This is a genomic window from Streptomyces sp. NPDC051180 (assembly GCF_040689545.1).
GTDB lineage: Bacteria > Actinomycetota > Actinomycetes > Streptomycetales > Streptomycetaceae > Streptomyces.
Genome location: NZ_JBFBBC010000013.1, coordinates 197,067 through 211,857, shown reverse-complemented (window position 1 = coordinate 211,857; position 14,791 = coordinate 197,067). Strand labels below are relative to the sequence as shown.

The following is a 14,791-nucleotide window of genomic DNA, read 5'->3' as shown; positions in this document are numbered from 1 at the left end:
CCCCGCCGCTCCCCCCCCCCGCGGCGGGGGGGGGGGGGCCGGGGGGGCCCCGGGCGGGGCGGGGGGTGGGGGGGGGGGGGGGGCGCCCCCGGGGGGGGGGGGGGGCCGGGCCCCCCCCCCCCCCCCACGGGGGAGCCGGCCCGGTGGACCGCTCCCTGTCCGCTCAGCCGAAGACGGCGAGGCTCTTCGCCTTGCCGCGCTGGTCCTCGACCAGCGCGAGCAGCGTGCCGTCGGGCCCGAAGACGGCGACCGGTCCCGGCGGGTACGTGGGCATCTCCAGCCGCACACCGTTCAGGAGCAGCTTGGCCCGCTTCTCGTCGACGTCCCATCGCGGGAACGCCGCCGCGGCCGCGTCGGCGACCGGCATGACCGTGAGCTCCTCCTGGAGCTGGTCCAGGGTCCTGGCCGCGTCCAGCTTGTACGGGCCGACGCGGGTGCGGCGCAGCGCGGTCAGGTGGCCGCCCACGCCCAGACCGGCGCCGAGGTCCCGGGCGAGCGCGCGGATGTACGTACCGGAGGAGCAGACGACCGAGACGACGAGGTCGACGACGGGCGTGCCGTCCTCGGCGACCGCGTCCCGCACGTCGTACACCCGGAAGGAGGAGACGGTGACCGGACGGGCCGGGATCTCGAACTCCTCGCCGCCGCGCACGCGCGCGTAGGACCGCTTGCCGTCGATCTTGATCGCGGAGACCTTCGATGGCACCTGCATGATGGCGCCGGTGAGCTCGGCGACGCCCGCGTCGATGCCCTCGCGGGTGACCTTCGAGGCGTCCACCGAGGCGGTGATCTCGCCCTCGGCGTCGTCGGTGACCGTGGTCTGGCCCAGGCGGATGGTGCCCAGGTACTCCTTCTCGGTCAGCGCGAGGTGACCGAGGAGCTTGGTCGCCCGCTCCACGCCGAGGACGAGGACACCGGTGGCCATGGGGTCGAGCGTGCCGGCGTGGCCGACGCGGCGGGTCCTGGCGATCCCCCGCATCTTGGCCACAACGTCGTGCGAGGTGAATCCCGACGGCTTGTCGACGACGACAAGTCCGTCGGGAGTCTTTTCCGAGGTGCTCATTCGGCGGCTTCGTCCTCGCCCGGCTTCTTGTAGGGGTCGGCCTCGCCGGCGAAGGCGGCGCCCGAGGACGCCTCCCGCACCTGCGCGTCGGAGGCCCGCGCCTTGTCGAGGAGGTCCTCGATCGTCTTGGCGTTCTCCGGGAGGGCGTCGGCCACGAAGGTCAGGGTCGGGGTGAACTTGGTTCCCGCCGCCCGGCCCACGGCCGAGCGGAGGATGCCCTTGGCGCTCTCCAGACCGGCCGCGGCGCTCGCCCGCTCCTCGTCGTCGCCGTAGACCGTGTAGAAGACCGTGGCCTCCCGCAGGTCACCGGTGACGCGGGTGTCCGTGATGGTCACGTGCGTACCCAGGCGGGGGTCCTTGATGCCGCGCTGCAGCTTCTCGGCGACCACCTCCCGGATGAGGTCCGCCAGCTTCTTCGCCCGCGCGTTGTCGGCCACTGGTCCTTCTCCTTCTTTGCCTTGCTCAATCAGTCTTCATCAGTGTGGAGCCTGCGGCGCACCGACAGCAGCTCCACCTCGGGACGCGCGGCGACGAGCCGCTCACAGCGGTCGAGCACGTCCGATACGAACCCCGGGTCCCCGGACACCAGCGCGACGCCCAGCAGGGCCCTGCGGTGGAGGTCCTGGTCGCCCACCTCGGCCGCGCTCACGGAGAACTTGCGCTGGAGCTCGGCGACGATGGGCCGGACGACGGAGCGTTTCTCCTTCAGCGAATGAACGTCGCCGAGGAGCAGATCGAAGGACAGAGTCCCCACGTACATGCGGTGCCGGATGTCCCGCCGGTTCGGGTTCGGTGGCCTGCCACGCCGTCGCTTGGCAGGGACACCAGAACCGTACACGCAACGGCCGGGGCCGATCGACGGAATAACTTCCGCCGACCGGCCCCTGCTCACTGCTGCGATCGGACGCGATCAGGCGCGCGGCTTCTCGCGCATCTCGTACGTCGCGATGACGTCGTCGATCTTGATGTCGTTGAAGTTTCCGAGGTTGATACCGCCCTCGAAGCCTTCGCGGATCTCGGTGACGTCGTCCTTGAAGCGGCGCAGACCGTGGATCGTGAGGTCCTCGGCGATGACCTTGCCGTCGCGGACGAGGCGCGCCTTGGTGTTGCGCTTGACCTCGCCGGAGCGGATGAGGACACCGGCGATGTTGCCCAGCTTGGACGAGCGGAAGACCTCGCGGATCTCCGCCGTGCCGAGCTCGACCTCTTCGTACTCCGGCTTGAGGAGACCCTTCAGGGCCGCCTCGATCTCCTCGATGGCCTGGTAGATCACCGAGTAGTACCGGACGTCGACGCCCTCGCGCTCCGCCATCTGCGCGGCACGGCCGGCCGCACGGACGTTGTAGCCGATGACGATGGCGTCGGAGCCCATCGCCAGGTCGATGTCGGACTCGGTGACCGCACCCACACCGCGGTGCAGGACCCGGATGTCGACCTCTTCACCGACGTCGAGCTGGAGCAGCGAGGCTTCGAGGGCCTCGACCGCACCGGACGCGTCGCCCTTGATGATGAGGTTGAGTTCCTGGACCAGACCGGCCTTGAGCACCTTGTCGAGGTCCTCGAGGGACACCCGGCGGACGCGCTTGGCGAAGGCGGCGTTGCGCTCACGCGCAGCGCGCTTCTCGGCGATCTGGCGGGCCGTACGGTCCTCGTCGACCACCAGGAGGTTGTCGCCGGCACCCGGCACGTTGGTGAGACCGAGCACCAGGACGGGAGTCGACGGGGTCGCCTCCTCGACGTTGTTGCCCTTGTCGTCGAGCATCGCCCGGACGCGGCCGTACGCGTCGCCGACCACCACGGTGTCGCCGATGCGCAGCGTTCCGCGCTGGACCAGGACGGTCGAGACGGCACCGCGACCGCGGTCGAGGTGGGACTCGATCGCAATACCCTGCGCGTCCTGGTTCGGGTTGGCCCGAAGGTCGAGCGAGGCGTCGGCGGTGAGGATCACGGCCTCCAGCAGGGAGTCGATGTGCAGACCCTGCTTGGCGGAGATGTCGACGAACATCGTGTCGCCGCCGTACTCCTCGGCCACCAGACCGAACTCGGTCAGCTGACCGCGGACCTTGGTCGGGTCGGCACCCTCGACGTCGATCTTGTTGACCGCGACGACGATCGGGACGCCGGCGGCCTTGGCGTGGTTGAGCGCCTCGATCGTCTGCGGCATGACGCCGTCGTTGGCCGCGACCACGAGGATCGCGATGTCGGTCGACTTCGCACCACGGGCACGCATGGCGGTGAACGCCTCGTGACCCGGGGTGTCGATGAAGGTGATGCGACGCTCTTCGCCGTTGACCTCGGTACCCACCTGGTAGGCACCGATGTGCTGGGTGATGCCACCGGCCTCGCCCGCGACGACGTTCGTCTTGCGGATCGCGTCGAGCAGTCGGGTCTTACCGTGGTCGACGTGACCCATGACGGTGACGACCGGCGGACGGGAGACCAGAGCCTCTTCGCCGCCCTCGTCCTCGCCGAACTCGATGTCGAAGGACTCGAGGAGCTCGCGGTCCTCCTCCTCCGGCGAGACGATCTGAACCTGGTAGTTCATCTCGTCGCCGAGCATCTGCAGCGTGTCGTCGGAGACGGACTGCGTCGCCGTGACCATCTCGCCGAGGTTCATCATCACCGCGACGAGCGACGCCGGGTTGGCGCCGATCTTCTCGGCGAAGTCGGTGAGGGAGGCACCGCGCGACAGGCGGATGACCTCGCCGCCACCGCGGGGAAGCATCACGCCGCCCACGGACGGGGCCTGCATGGCCTCGTACTCCTGGCGCCTCTGACGCTTCGACTTGCGACCACGACGCGCGGGACCGCCGGGACGACCGAAGGCGCCCTGCGTGCCACCACGGCCACCGGGACCGCCGGGACGGCCACCGAAGCCACCGGGACGACCGCCGAAGCCGCCGCCACCGCCGCCGGGACCACCCGGACGACCGCCGCCGCCACCGGGACCACCGGGACGACCGGCGAAGCCGCCGCCGCCACCGCCGGGACCGGCCGGACGACCGGCGAAGCCGGGACGACCGCCACCGCCGCCGCCGGGACCACCCGGACGACCGCCGGGACCACCGGGACCACGACCGCCGGGACCGGGGCGCGGGCCGGCAGCGGGACGCTGCGGCATCATGCCCGGGTTCGGACGGTTACCGCCGGGCGCGCCGCCCGGACGGGGAGCCTGCGGACGCGGCATGCCACCGGGGGTGGGACGCGCGCCGCCCTGGCCCTGCGGACGCGGGGCGCCACCGGGGCCACCCTGCGGACGCGGAGCGCCGGGAACGGCGTTGGGGCCGCCCTGCGGACGCGGGGCGCCGCCACCGGGGCGGGGCGACTGCGGTCGCGCCATGCCGGTGGAGCCACCCGAGGTGAACGGGTTGTTGCCGGGACGCGGGCCGGCCGGACGGGCACCGCCCGGACGGGGGGCCTGCTGGCCACCGGGGCGCGGGGCGCCCTGACCCTGCGGGCGGGGAGCCTGCTGACCCGGACGGGCGGGACGCTCGCCGGAGGGGCGGGGTCCCTGAGCGGCGCCACCCGGACGCTGACCGGCGGCGGGAGCCGACGGAGGCGCGGTGAACTCGGGGGCGGCCGGAGCCGGCGTGGCCGGCTTGGGGGCGGGCTTCGGGCCCGGGCGGGGGCCCGAGGCGGCCGGAGCCGGAGAGGGGGTGCTGCTCGCGGGCGCGGCCGGAGTGACCGGAGCCGGCGCCGCAGGCGCGGCGGGGGCCGGCTTGGGGGCCGGGGCGCCGGGCTTGGGGGCAGCGGGACGAGCCGCGGCGGCCGGAGACGGCGCCGCGGGGGAGGGCGCCGCCTTGCGGGGCGCGCCGGGCTTGGCAGCGGTCTTGCCGGCGTTGCCGCCGGGACCCTGCAAAGCGTCAGTCAACTTGCGCACGACCGGCGCCTCGATCGTCGAGGACGCAGATCGGACGAATTCACCGAGTTCCTGGAGCTTGGCCATGACGACCTTGCTCTCCACACCGAACTCCTTGGCGAGTTCGTATACCCGGACCTTAGCCACTTCGCTCCTTTGTGAGGTCCGGTTACCGCCGGACCGTCGCTACTTCATGGGCGTACTCATCGCGTACTCATCGAGTGCTCATCGCAATCTCGACCTACTTCCAACTCGCGAGGTACCTGACCGCACGGTGATCCGTGCCGTACTTCTTCACTGCGGTGCCGACCGCTCGACGTGGTGACGCAGTTCCGCCGTGTCGAGCGGGCCCTGGACCCTGAAGGCCCTCGGGAACGCCCGGCGGCGGACCGCAAGGTCGAGACAGACCACGGCGGGGTGCAGGTGAGCACCCCGGCCGGGCAGCGTACCGCGCTGATCGGGAACGCACTCGTCCTTGATCAACACGATCCGCAGCAGATCGCTCTTGGCCGCTCGCTCCCGACATCCCACACAGGTTCGTTCAGGGCATACGCGGGCTTGCGTCCGGCCAGACACGATTAAGTCTACCTCCCCGTACCGACCCCACCCGTTTGGGGCAAGAATCGAACAGTTGTTGGCCAAAAACGGTCTCAGTCCTGCGGACCGGCCGGCTCCGTGTCCGGACGGATGTCGATCCGCCAGCCGGTGAGGCGCGCGGCGAGGCGGGCGTTCTGGCCCTCCTTGCCGATCGCCAGCGACAGCTGGTAGTCCGGCACCGTCACCCGGGCGGAACGGGCGGCCAGGTCCACGACCTCGACCTTGGAGACCCGCGCCGGGGAGAGCGCGTTCGCCACCATCTCGGCCGGGTCGTCCGACCAGTCGACGATGTCGATCTTCTCGCCGAGCAGCTCCGCCATCACGTTGCGGACGCGGCTGCCCATCGGGCCGATGCAGGCGCCCTTGGGGTTCAGGCCCGAACGGGTGGAACGGACGGCGATCTTGGTGCGGTGGCCGGCCTCACGGGCGATGGCGGCGATCTCGACGGAACCGTCGGCGATCTCCGGCACCTCCAGGGCGAACAGCTTCTTCACCAGATTGGGGTGGGTGCGCGAAAGGGTGACGGACGGACCGCGGACACCCTTCGCCACCCGGACGACGTACGTGCGCAGACGCAGACCGTGCGTGTAGTCCTCGCCCGGCACCTGCTCCTGGACCGGGAGGATGGCCTCCAGCTTGTCGTCCAGACGGACCAGGACGTTCTTCGGGTCCTTGCCCTGCTGCACCACACCGGCGACGACGTCGCCCTCGCGGCGCGCGTACTCGCCGAAGGTCACGTCGTTCTCGGCGTCCCGCAGCCGCTGCTGGATGACCTGGCGGGCGGTGCTCGCCGCGATCCGGCCGAAGTCCGACGGGGTGTCGTCGAAGTCCTTGGGCTCCTGGCCCTCCTCCAGCTCGGAGGGGTCTTCCTTCGCCCACACCGTCACGTGGCCGGAGGCCCGGTCCAGCTCCACGCGCGCGTGGCGGCGGGCGTCGGGGGTGCGGTGGTAGGCGATGAGGAGGGCCGACTCGATCGCCTCGACCAGCAGGTCGAAGGAGATCTCCTTCTCATGCGCCAAGCCCTTGAGAAGCTTCACGTCGATGTCCACGGCTACGCCTCCTCTTCCTTCTTGTCCTTGCGGTTGAACTCGATCTCGACACGCGCCTTGGCGATGTCGGCGAAGGCGACCCGGCGGGCGGTGGGCTTGCGCCCCTTCAGGCCCGGCACTTCGAGGTCGAGGCCGTCCTCGTCCACGGCGAGGATCCGTGCCACCAGCTCGCCGTCCTCGGCGAGCTGGAACTTGACCAGCCGGCCGGTGGCACGCACGTAGTGGCGGTGCTCCGTCAGGGGGCGGTCGGCACCGGGGGAGCTGACTTCGAGGACGTACTCGCCCTCGCCCATCGCGTCGCTCTCGTCGAGCTTCTCGGAGATCGCGCGGCTCAGCTCGGCACAGACGTCCAGCTCGACGCCCTCGTCCGAATCGACGACGATCCGCAGCAGTCCGCGGCGGCCGGCCCGGGACACCTCGATCTCTTCCAGATCCAGGTCCTTCGCGGCGACGAGCGGCTCCACGAGTCCGCGCAGCCTGTCGCTCTGGGTGGTGCTCATCCGGGTGACTCCTCGGCCGCGTGTGCTGTTGTGGGTTCGTCGCGTGTCAGACCAAAGGGTATCCGGTCCCGGAGGGTGTTGCCGTCCACCGCCCCGGGGCCCGCGGGTACGCTCGCCTGCGGTGATCTCGACGATCTTCGACGACGGACGACAGCCGAGGGAGAAGGCGTGACGACGACGGACAGGCGCGCGCTCCTGATGGCGGGAGCCGCGGCGGGAGCGGCAGCCCTCACGGCCTGCACCTCTTCGTCCGACCGGGGGACACGGCGGCCGAGCGCCGCCGAGCAGGAGGCCGAACGGGTGGCACGCGCCGAGGCGGCCCTGCGGCTGCGTTCGGTGGCCACCGCGCGCGGCCTGCTGGAACGTTACGACGCCGCGCTCGCCGCCCATCCCGCGCTCGCCCCCCGCCTCACCCCGCTGCGCCGCTCGGCGGCGGCCCAGGCCCAGGCGCTGGGCGAGGGCGGCACGACGGTGACCCCCGCGACGGCGGCCGCCACCCCGACCGCGGCCGCGGCCTCCCGCCCGTCCGCGACGGCGTCCGCCTCCCCCACCGCGTCGGCCGGCGCGTCCGCCGGGGCGAAGGCGACCGCCACTCCCCCGGCCGTGCCCGCCGACCCCCGCGCGGCGCTGCGGGAGCTCGCCGCCGCCGCGCGCGAGGCGTCCGACCGGCATTCCGCCGCGCTGCTCACCGCCCCGCCCGAGTACGCCCGGCTGCTCGCCTCCGTGGCGGCCTCGGGCGCCGCGCACGCCTATCTGCTGACCGAAGGAGCCCGGGCATGAGCGCCCTCGACGCGGCGCAGGCCGCGCTGGCCGCCGAGCACGCGGCGGTGTACGGCTACGGCGTCGTCGGCGGCCGGATCGGCGCCGAGCGCCGCCCCGAGGCCACCGCGGCGTACGAGGCCCACCGGGCCCGACGCGACGCGCTGCGCCGCACCGTCCGCGACCTGGGCGGCACCCCGGTCGCCTCGGAGGCCGCGTACACGCTGCCGTTCCCGGCCGCGGACACGGCCGCCGCCGTACGCCTGGCGGCCGTCCTGGAGGACCGGGTGGCCGGGGTCTACTCCGACCTCGTACGCGCCGCGGCGGGCCCGCTGCGGCGCGAGGCGGCCGCCGCGCTCCGCGAGACGGCGGTACGGGCCGTCCGCTGGCGCGGCAGCGACGTAACCTTTCCTGGGCTCGCCGAGCGGGTATGAGTCCGGACCCGACCGAAGGAAACGACGCACGCATGGCATTCGAACCGCCGCAGCGACTCGCCAGGACACTCGGCGAGACGTACGGGGACGCCGCGGCGGCGGAGTGGCTCGGGAAGCTGCCCGCGCTCGCCGACGAGGCCCTCGGCCACGCCTCCCTGGACGCCGACCGGGTGATGGCCCCCGGCGGACGGAGCAGCCTCGTGGTGCTCGTCCGCCGCGCCGACGGCTCCCCCGCCGCGCTCAAGATCGCGCCCCCGTTCACCCGGCCCGACCTGGAACGGGACGCTCTGGCGCACTGGAACGGCTGGGGCGCCGTCCAGCTCGTCGAGGAGGCCGTACCGGGCGCGCTCGTGCTCGAACGGCTGCACCCCGAGGTCTCGCTGCGCTCCCTGCCGGAGGCGAAGGCGCTCCTGGAGGCGGCCGGCACCGTCCGCAGGCTCTGGACCGAGCCCCCGGCCGGGCACGGCTTCGAGACGGTGGCCGAGCGGACCGCCCGCCAGGCCGCGGCCATGGAGTCCCACCGCTCCGCCGCGGCGACCGGCGAACTCACGGCCGCGGCGCTCGCCGCGCGCGAGGAGCTGGTGGCCGCCGAGGCCGAGACGGTGCTGCTGCACGGGAACTTCCGCCAGGGCAAGGTCCTCGGCGGCGACCGCGCGCCCTGGCTCGCCGTCGGCCCCGAGCCGCTGGTCGGCGAGCGCGCCTACGACCTCGCCCGGCTCGTACGGGACCGGGTCGAGGACCTGGTGGCCGCGTCCTCCGGCGCCTCGGCGGCCCGGCGGCGGGTCAACAAGCTGGCCGACTCCCTCGACCTGGACCGGGAGCGACTGCGCGGCTGGACCCTGTTCCGGGCGGTCGAGTCCGGGACCCGGGCGCTCACCGCGGGCCGCCCGCAGGATGCCGAGCTGCTCCTGGAGTTCGCGAGCTGGCTGTAGGGGAATACCCTTTTTGTACCGTTCGGCTCAATCCAGGGGGCCGTGATGATCCAAGAACTGCTGATGGCGGTGGCCGGGGCGGCCGCGGCCACCGCCGTGTACGCCGGCGCCGCGGCGCGGGTGATCAAGCAGTACGAGCGCGGCGTCGTCTTCCGCTTCGGACGGCTGCGCGACGAGGTCCGCGCCCCCGGCCTGACCATGATCGTTCCGGTCGTCGACCGCATGCACAAGGTGAACATGCAGATCGTCACCCTGCCCGTGCCGGCGCAGGAGGGCATCACCCGCGACAACGTGACGGTGCGCGTGGACGCCGTCGTCTACTTCAAGGTCGTCGACGCCGCCGACGCGCTCGTCCGGGTCGAGGACTACAAGTTCGCCGTCTCCCAGATGGCGCAGACCTCGCTGCGGTCCATCATCGGCAAGAGCGACCTCGACGACCTTCTCTCCAACCGCGAGAAGCTCAACCAGGGTCTCGAACTCATGCTCGACAGCCCCGCCATGGGCTGGGGCGTCGCCATCGACCGCGTCGAGATCAAGGACGTCTCCCTGCCCGAGACCATGAAGCGCTCCATGGCCCGGCAGGCCGAGGCCGACCGCGAGCGGCGCGCGCGGGTCATCAACGCGGACGCCGAGCTCCAGGCGTCCAAGAAGCTCGCCGAGGCGGCCGGCGTCATGTCCACGCAGCCCGCCGCGCTGCAGCTCCGCCTCCTCCAGACCGTCATGGCCGTCTCCGCCGAGAAGAACTCCACCCTCGTCCTCCCCATCCCCGTCGAGCTCCTCCGCTTCCTGGAGCGCGCCGCGCCGGGGGCCGCCGAAGCGGTGTCCCCCGAGCCGGCCCCCTCCGCCGACGCGCCGCCGCTCAGCGAGGCGTACCTCAAGGGGCGGGCCGCGGCCGTCGACGCGATCGGCGACCTCACCGGGCCCTCCGTCGAACCCACACCCCACGACGAACCCGCGTCCTGACCCGGGGAGGGGCGCCCGCGTCTGCCTCCGTGGGGGCGGCACCGGCCCCCCGCCTCCGGGGGGCGCGGCTCCGCGGGGTCAGGCGGTGAGGTGGGCGAGGGCCTCTTCGACGGTGAGTTCCTCGCGGGTCCCGGTGCGGCGGTCCTTGAGTTCGAGGACGCCCTCGGCGGAACGGCGGCCCGCGACGAGGATCTTGGGGACGCCGATGAGCTCCGAGTCGGTGAACTTGACGCCCGGGGAGACGCCGGCGCGGTCGTCGACGAGGACGCGGAGGCCGGCGGCGGCCAGCTTGTCGGAGACCTCGAGGGCGAGCTCGGTCTGGAGGGCCTTGCCGGCGGCGACGACGTGGACGTCGGCGGGGGCGACCTCGGAGGGCCAGCAGAGGCCCTTGTCGTCGGCGGACTGCTCGGCGAGGGCGGCGACGGCACGGGAGACGCCGATGCCGTAGGAGCCCATGGTGACGCGGACGGGCTTGCCGTTCTGGCCGAGGACGTCGAGCTTGAGGGCGTCGGCGTACTTGCGGCCGAGCTGGAAGATGTGGCCGATCTCGATGGCGCGGTCCAGCTTGAGGCCGGTGCCGCACCGGGGGCACGGGTCGCCCTCCTGGACGACGACGACGTCGACGTACGCGGTGACCTCGAAGTCGCGGCCCGCGACGACGTTCTTCGCGTGCATGCCCTCCTTGTTGGCGCCCGTGATCCACGCGGTGCCGGGCGCGACGCGCGGGTCGGCGATGTAGGTGACCTTCTCCAGGCCCTGGGGGCCGACGTAGCCGCGGACCAGGTCGGAGCGGACGGCGAAGTCGGCCTCGGTGACGAGCTCGACGGCGGCCGGGGCGAAGTGCGCCTCGACCTTGTCCATGTCGACCTCGCGGTCGCCGGGGACGCCGACGGCGACGATCTCGCCGTCGACCTTCACCAGGAGGTTCTTCAGGGTGGCGGAGGCCGGCACGCCCAGCGAGGCGGCGAGCGTCTCGATGGTGGGGGTGTCGGGGGTGGGGATCTCCTCGGCCGCGGGGACCGAGGCGGCGTCGACCGCCTTGACCTCCTGGTGGACGGCCTCGGTGTTCGCCGCGAAGTCGCAGTTCGGGCAGTCGGCGAAGGTGTCCTCGCCGGCCTCGGCCGGGGCGAGGAACTCCTCGGACTTGGAGCCGCCCATGGCGCCGGCGGTGGCGGCGCAGATGCGGTAGTCGAGGCCGAGGCGCTCGAAGACGCGCTGGTACGCCTGGCGGTGCAGGGCGTAGGACGCGGCCAGGCCCTCGTCCTCGGTGTCGAAGGAGTACGAGTCCTTCATGAGGAACTCGCGGCCGCGCAGGATGCCGGCGCGGGGCCGGGCCTCGTCACGGAACTTCGTCTGGATCTGGTAGAGGATGACGGGCAGGTCCTTGTAGGACGAGCACTGGTCCTTGACCAGGAGGGTGAAGATCTCCTCGTGGGTGGGGCCGAGGAGGTAGTCGCCGCCCTTGCGGTCCTGGAGGCGGAAGAGCTCGGCGCCGTACTCGTCCCAGCGGCCGGTCGCCTCGTAGGGCTCGCGGGGCAGGAGGGCGGGGAGGGAGACCTCCTGGGCGCCGATGGCGTCCATCTCCTCGCGGACGATGCGCTCGACGTTGGCGAGCACCTTCTTGCCGAGCGGCAGCCAGCTCCAGATGCCCGCGGCGGTGCGGCGGACGTATCCGGCGCGGACGAGGAGCTTGTGGCTGAGGACCTCGGCGTCCGCCGGGTCGTCGCGCAGCGTCTTCGCCATCAACTGGGACATGCGCTGGACCGGTGCGTTGGCCATGGTTCTCGTACTCCTGCCGGGCTGGTGGTCCCCCCGGCTCGAGCGGGGCCGTGAGCCCGGGGAGGTGATGGCCCCGAGGTTAGCCGGGCCGCCCCTGGCGAGAGAAATCAGTTCCGGCGCAGCAGGGGCAGCGGCGCGCCCATCACCGCGTACGGGCGGACGGCGCTCGGGAACTGGACCTGGCGGGCGAGGTCGCGGTAGCCGAGGGCGTGGTAGAGGCCGCGGGCCGGGGAGTCGGTGTCGATCGCGGAGAGGATCGAGCGGGGTTCGGCGGCGCCGTCGGTGATGGTGGTGATCAGCTCGCGGCCGACGCCGCGGCCCTGGAAGGCGGGGTGGACGTGGAGCTCGGTGATGACGAAGGAGTCGTCGAGCCAGTCGGCGGTGCCGGTGACGCGCAGGTAGGACTCGACGACGGTGGACCACCAGTGGGTGCGGTCGTTGGGCATGCCGTACACGAAGCCGACGAGCCGTCCGTCGGCCGTGGTGGCGCCGTAGGCGCGGGCTCCGGGGCTCATCAGGTGGCGCAGCACGATGTGGCGGCGTACGGCGACCTCGCCGGCGTCCAGGCCGAAGGCGACCGCCTGCACGGCGAGGGCCTCGTCCACCCGGGCGGCGAGATTGACCGGTCCGATCACGGGGTCTGCGTCATCCATGCGGCGCACCCTACAAGCGGCCGCCCGCCTCGGGCACCACGTTCAGAACAGCACGCTCGTGAACGCGCCGGTCTCGCGGAAGCCGACGCGGCGGTACGCGGCCCGCGCGGGGGCGTTGTAGTCGTTGACGTACAGGCTGACCACGGGTGCCACGTCCGCCAGGGCGTACCGGAGCACGGCGGCCATGCCGGTCTCGGAGAGGCCCTTGCCGCGGTGCTCCGGGGCGACCCAGACGCCCTGGATCTGGCAGGCGTGGCGGGTGGCGGCGCCGATCTCGGCCTTGAAGACGACCTTGCCGTCCTCGATGCGGGCGAAGGAACGGCCCGTGCCGACCAGCTCGGCGACCCGGGCCTGGTAGAGGAGTCCGCCGTCGTTGGCGAGCGGGGAGACGCCGACCTCCTCGGTGAACATGGCGACGCAGGCGGGCATGATCGCCTCCATCTCGTCCTTGCGGACGCGGCGCACCAGCGGGTCGGGCGTGACGGCGGCGGAGGGCTCCTCGGTGACCATGAGCGGCTGGTGGGCCCTGACGTCCCGCGCGGGGCCCCAGCTGGGCTCCAGGAGGCGCCACAGCTCGGTGGTGGGTTCGGCGGGGCCGACGATCGAGGAGCAGCGGCGGCCGATCCTGCGCGCCCGGTCGGCGAAGGCGCGAACGGCCTCGGGGGTCGCGCAGATGGGCACGAGGTTGGCTCCGGAGTAGCAGAGGGAGCGCAGTCTTCCCTCGGTGTACCAGCCCCACATCTCGCCGCCGAGCCGCCAGGGGTCGAGCCCGGCGACCTGGACGCGGGCGGCCACGAAGGCGTTCTCGACGGGGGCGCTCTCCAGGACGGCGAGCGCGGCGCCGAGGTCGGCGGGTTCGAGGACCCGGGTGGTCGTCTGTGTCAACACGAGGGGGCCTCACGGGTGCGGATCTGCTGGTCTCCGCACTGTACCCCTCTGCTCCGCGGGGGAGCCCGTCGTGCGCGCGAAGCCCCTCCACCGGTGCGGTGGAGGGGCTTCGGGGTGCGGGTGTCCGGCCGGAATCAGCCGGCGACGGCGACGGTGGGCTCGCCGCTGGCGATGCCGTCCTTCTCCATCTGCTCGGCGATCTTGAGCGCCTCCTCGATGAGGGTCTCGACGATCTTCGACTCGGGGACGGTCTTGATGACCTCGCCCTTCACGAAGATCTGGCCCTTGCCGTTGCCGGAGGCGACGCCGAGGTCGGCCTCGCGGGCCTCGCCGGGGCCGTTGACGACACAGCCCATGACGGCGACGCGCAGCGGGACGGTCATGCCGTCGAGACCGGCGGTGACCTCCTCGGCGAGCTTGTAGACGTCGACCTGGGCGCGGCCGCAGGACGGGCAGGAGACGATCTCCAGGCGGCGCTGGCGGAGGTTGAGCGACTCCAGGATCTGCATGCCGACCTTGATCTCCTCGGCCGGCGGCGCGGAGAGCGAGACGCGGATGGTGTCGCCGATGCCCTGCGAGAGCAGGGCGCCGAAGGCGACGGCCGACTTGATGGTGCCCTGGAAGGCCGGGCCCGCCTCGGTGACGCCGAGGTGCAGCGGGTAGTCGCACTGGGCGGCGAGCTGGCGGTACGCCTCGACCATGATGACCGGGTCGTTGTGCTTGACCGAGATCTTGATGTCGCGGAAGCCGTGCTCCTCGAAGAGGGACGCCTCCCAGAGGGCGGACTCGACGAGCGCCTCGGGGGTGGCACGGCCGTACTTCTTCAGGAGCCGCGCGTCCAGCGAGCCGGCGTTGACGCCGATGCGGATCGGGGTGCGGGCGTCGGAGGCCGCCTTGGCGATCTCCTTGACCTTGTCGTCGAACTGCTTGATGTTGCCGGGGTTGACGCGGACGGCCGCGCAGCCGGCGTCGATCGCCGCGAAGACGTACTTCGGCTGGAAGTGGATGTCGGCGATGACCGGGATCTGGGACTTCCGGGCGATCGTGGCGAGCGCGTCGGCGTCGTCCTGCGTGGGGCAGGCCACGCGCACGATCTGGCAGCCGGAGGCGGTCAGCTCGGCGATCTGCTGGAGCGTGGCGCCGATGTCGGACGTGCGGGTCGTGGTCATCGACTGCACGGAGACGGGGGCGTCACCGCCGACGGCCACGCTGCCGACCTGGATCTGACGGCTCTTGCGACGCTCGGCGAGCCGGGTCGGAACGGTCGGGATACCGAGAGAAATCGCGGTCATCTTCTGTGCAACCTCAAGGTTGT

15 protein-coding genes are annotated in these 14,791 nt (G+C 72.5%); 4 read left to right on the top strand and 11 right to left on the bottom strand.

The window, feature by feature from the left end; translation table 11 throughout:
- Positions 1-163: 163 nt before the first annotated feature.
- The 7 genes from truB to rimP all read right to left on the bottom strand — a co-directional run bounded on the left by truB (position 164) and on the right by rimP (position 7,068).
- Positions 164-1,063 (bottom strand): tRNA pseudouridine(55) synthase TruB, encoded by a 900-nt coding sequence (truB, locus tag AB0424_RS23605; RefSeq protein ID WP_366308465.1) that lies wholly within the window; start codon positions 1,061-1,063, stop codon positions 164-166.
- The gene (gene rbfA, locus AB0424_RS23600; protein WP_329850685.1) at positions 1,060-1,500 is read right to left on the bottom strand and encodes a 30S ribosome-binding factor RbfA; all 441 of its coding nucleotides are present in this window, start codon (positions 1,498-1,500) and stop codon (positions 1,060-1,062) included. The genes truB and rbfA overlap by 4 nt, the downstream gene beginning before the upstream one ends.
- A gap of 29 nt (positions 1,501-1,529) precedes the next feature.
- On the bottom strand, positions 1,530-1,823 hold the full coding sequence (locus tag AB0424_RS23595) for a DUF503 domain-containing protein (RefSeq protein WP_125746257.1): 294 nt from the start codon (positions 1,821-1,823) through the stop codon (positions 1,530-1,532).
- A gap of 150 nt (positions 1,824-1,973) precedes the next feature.
- A complete protein-coding gene (infB, locus tag AB0424_RS23590; protein ID WP_366308463.1) occupies positions 1,974-5,069 on the bottom strand; it encodes a translation initiation factor IF-2 in 3,096 nt (1,031 codons plus the stop codon).
- Positions 5,070-5,216: 147 nt separating this feature from the next.
- Positions 5,217-5,498: a YlxR family protein gene (locus AB0424_RS23585; RefSeq protein ID WP_366308461.1), complete on the bottom strand. Its 282-nt coding sequence runs from the start codon at positions 5,496-5,498 to the stop codon at positions 5,217-5,219.
- Between the two features lie 74 nt (positions 5,499-5,572).
- Positions 5,573-6,568, bottom strand: a complete 996-nt coding sequence (gene nusA / locus AB0424_RS23580; RefSeq protein WP_366308459.1) for a transcription termination factor NusA — start codon at positions 6,566-6,568, stop codon at positions 5,573-5,575.
- Between the two features lie 2 nt (positions 6,569-6,570).
- The gene (rimP, locus tag AB0424_RS23575; RefSeq protein WP_366308457.1) at positions 6,571-7,068 is read right to left on the bottom strand and encodes a ribosome maturation factor RimP; all 498 of its coding nucleotides are present in this window, start codon (positions 7,066-7,068) and stop codon (positions 6,571-6,573) included.
- A gap of 168 nt (positions 7,069-7,236) precedes the next feature.
- Between rimP and AB0424_RS23570 the strand changes: the two genes are divergently transcribed.
- From AB0424_RS23570 to AB0424_RS23555, 4 genes are read left to right on the top strand one after another with little or no spacing between them, the layout of a single operon-like run.
- Entirely contained in the window at positions 7,237-7,848 is a 612-nt protein-coding gene (locus AB0424_RS23570) for a hypothetical protein (RefSeq protein ID WP_366308455.1), read from the top strand.
- On the top strand, positions 7,845-8,261 hold the full coding sequence (locus AB0424_RS23565) for a ferritin-like domain-containing protein (RefSeq protein ID WP_366308453.1): 417 nt from the start codon (positions 7,845-7,847) through the stop codon (positions 8,259-8,261). Before AB0424_RS23570 ends, AB0424_RS23565 begins: the two co-directional genes overlap by 4 nt.
- Before the next feature lie 32 nt (positions 8,262-8,293).
- The gene (locus AB0424_RS23560) at positions 8,294-9,193 is read left to right on the top strand and encodes an aminoglycoside phosphotransferase family protein (protein WP_366308451.1); all 900 of its coding nucleotides are present in this window, start codon (positions 8,294-8,296) and stop codon (positions 9,191-9,193) included.
- A 45-nt stretch (positions 9,194-9,238) separates the two neighbouring features.
- Complete coding sequence (locus AB0424_RS23555; RefSeq protein WP_366308449.1) at positions 9,239-10,156, top strand: slipin family protein; 918 nt, start codon at positions 9,239-9,241, stop codon at positions 10,154-10,156.
- Positions 10,157-10,234: 78 nt separating this feature from the next.
- Here AB0424_RS23555 and AB0424_RS23550 read toward each other — a convergent pair whose 3' ends face one another.
- From AB0424_RS23550 to ispG, 4 genes are all read right to left on the bottom strand, one after another.
- Positions 10,235-11,935: a proline--tRNA ligase gene (locus AB0424_RS23550; protein ID WP_366308447.1), complete on the bottom strand. Its 1,701-nt coding sequence runs from the start codon at positions 11,933-11,935 to the stop codon at positions 10,235-10,237.
- A gap of 107 nt (positions 11,936-12,042) precedes the next feature.
- Positions 12,043-12,588 carry a GNAT family N-acetyltransferase gene (locus tag AB0424_RS23545; RefSeq protein WP_366308445.1) on the bottom strand — a complete coding sequence of 182 codons (546 nt, stop codon included), beginning with the start codon at positions 12,586-12,588 and terminating at the stop codon, positions 12,043-12,045.
- 42 nt (positions 12,589-12,630) lie between these two features.
- On the bottom strand, positions 12,631-13,476 hold the full coding sequence (locus AB0424_RS23540) for a GNAT family N-acetyltransferase (RefSeq protein WP_366308443.1): 846 nt from the start codon (positions 13,474-13,476) through the stop codon (positions 12,631-12,633).
- 134 nt (positions 13,477-13,610) lie between these two features.
- The gene (gene ispG, locus AB0424_RS23535) at positions 13,611-14,768 is read right to left on the bottom strand and encodes a flavodoxin-dependent (E)-4-hydroxy-3-methylbut-2-enyl-diphosphate synthase (protein WP_366308441.1); all 1,158 of its coding nucleotides are present in this window, start codon (positions 14,766-14,768) and stop codon (positions 13,611-13,613) included.
- Between the last annotated feature and the right edge of the window lie 23 nt (positions 14,769-14,791).

What these genes read in the sequence shown, in the direction of transcription:
- truB (WP_366308465.1), bottom strand. Translation starts at nt 1,063, where the DNA reads ATGAGCACCTCGGAAAAGACTCCCGACGGACTTGTCGTCGTCGACAAG.
- AB0424_RS23595 (WP_125746257.1), bottom strand. Translation starts at nt 1,823, where the DNA reads ATGTACGTGGGGACTCTGTCCTTCGATCTGCTCCTCGGCGACGTTCAT.
- rimP (WP_366308457.1), bottom strand. Translation starts at nt 7,068, where the DNA reads ATGAGCACCACCCAGAGCGACAGGCTGCGCGGACTCGTGGAGCCGCTC.
- AB0424_RS23565 (WP_366308453.1), top strand. Translation starts at nt 7,845, where the DNA reads ATGAGCGCCCTCGACGCGGCGCAGGCCGCGCTGGCCGCCGAGCACGCG.
- AB0424_RS23560 (WP_366308451.1), top strand. Translation starts at nt 8,294, where the DNA reads ATGGCATTCGAACCGCCGCAGCGACTCGCCAGGACACTCGGCGAGACG.
- AB0424_RS23555 (WP_366308449.1), top strand. Translation starts at nt 9,239, where the DNA reads ATGATCCAAGAACTGCTGATGGCGGTGGCCGGGGCGGCCGCGGCCACC.
- AB0424_RS23550 (WP_366308447.1), bottom strand. Translation starts at nt 11,935, where the DNA reads ATGGCCAACGCACCGGTCCAGCGCATGTCCCAGTTGATGGCGAAGACG.
- AB0424_RS23545 (WP_366308445.1), bottom strand. Translation starts at nt 12,588, where the DNA reads ATGGATGACGCAGACCCCGTGATCGGACCGGTCAATCTCGCCGCCCGG.
- ispG (WP_366308441.1), bottom strand. Translation starts at nt 14,768, where the DNA reads ATGACCGCGATTTCTCTCGGTATCCCGACCGTTCCGACCCGGCTCGCC.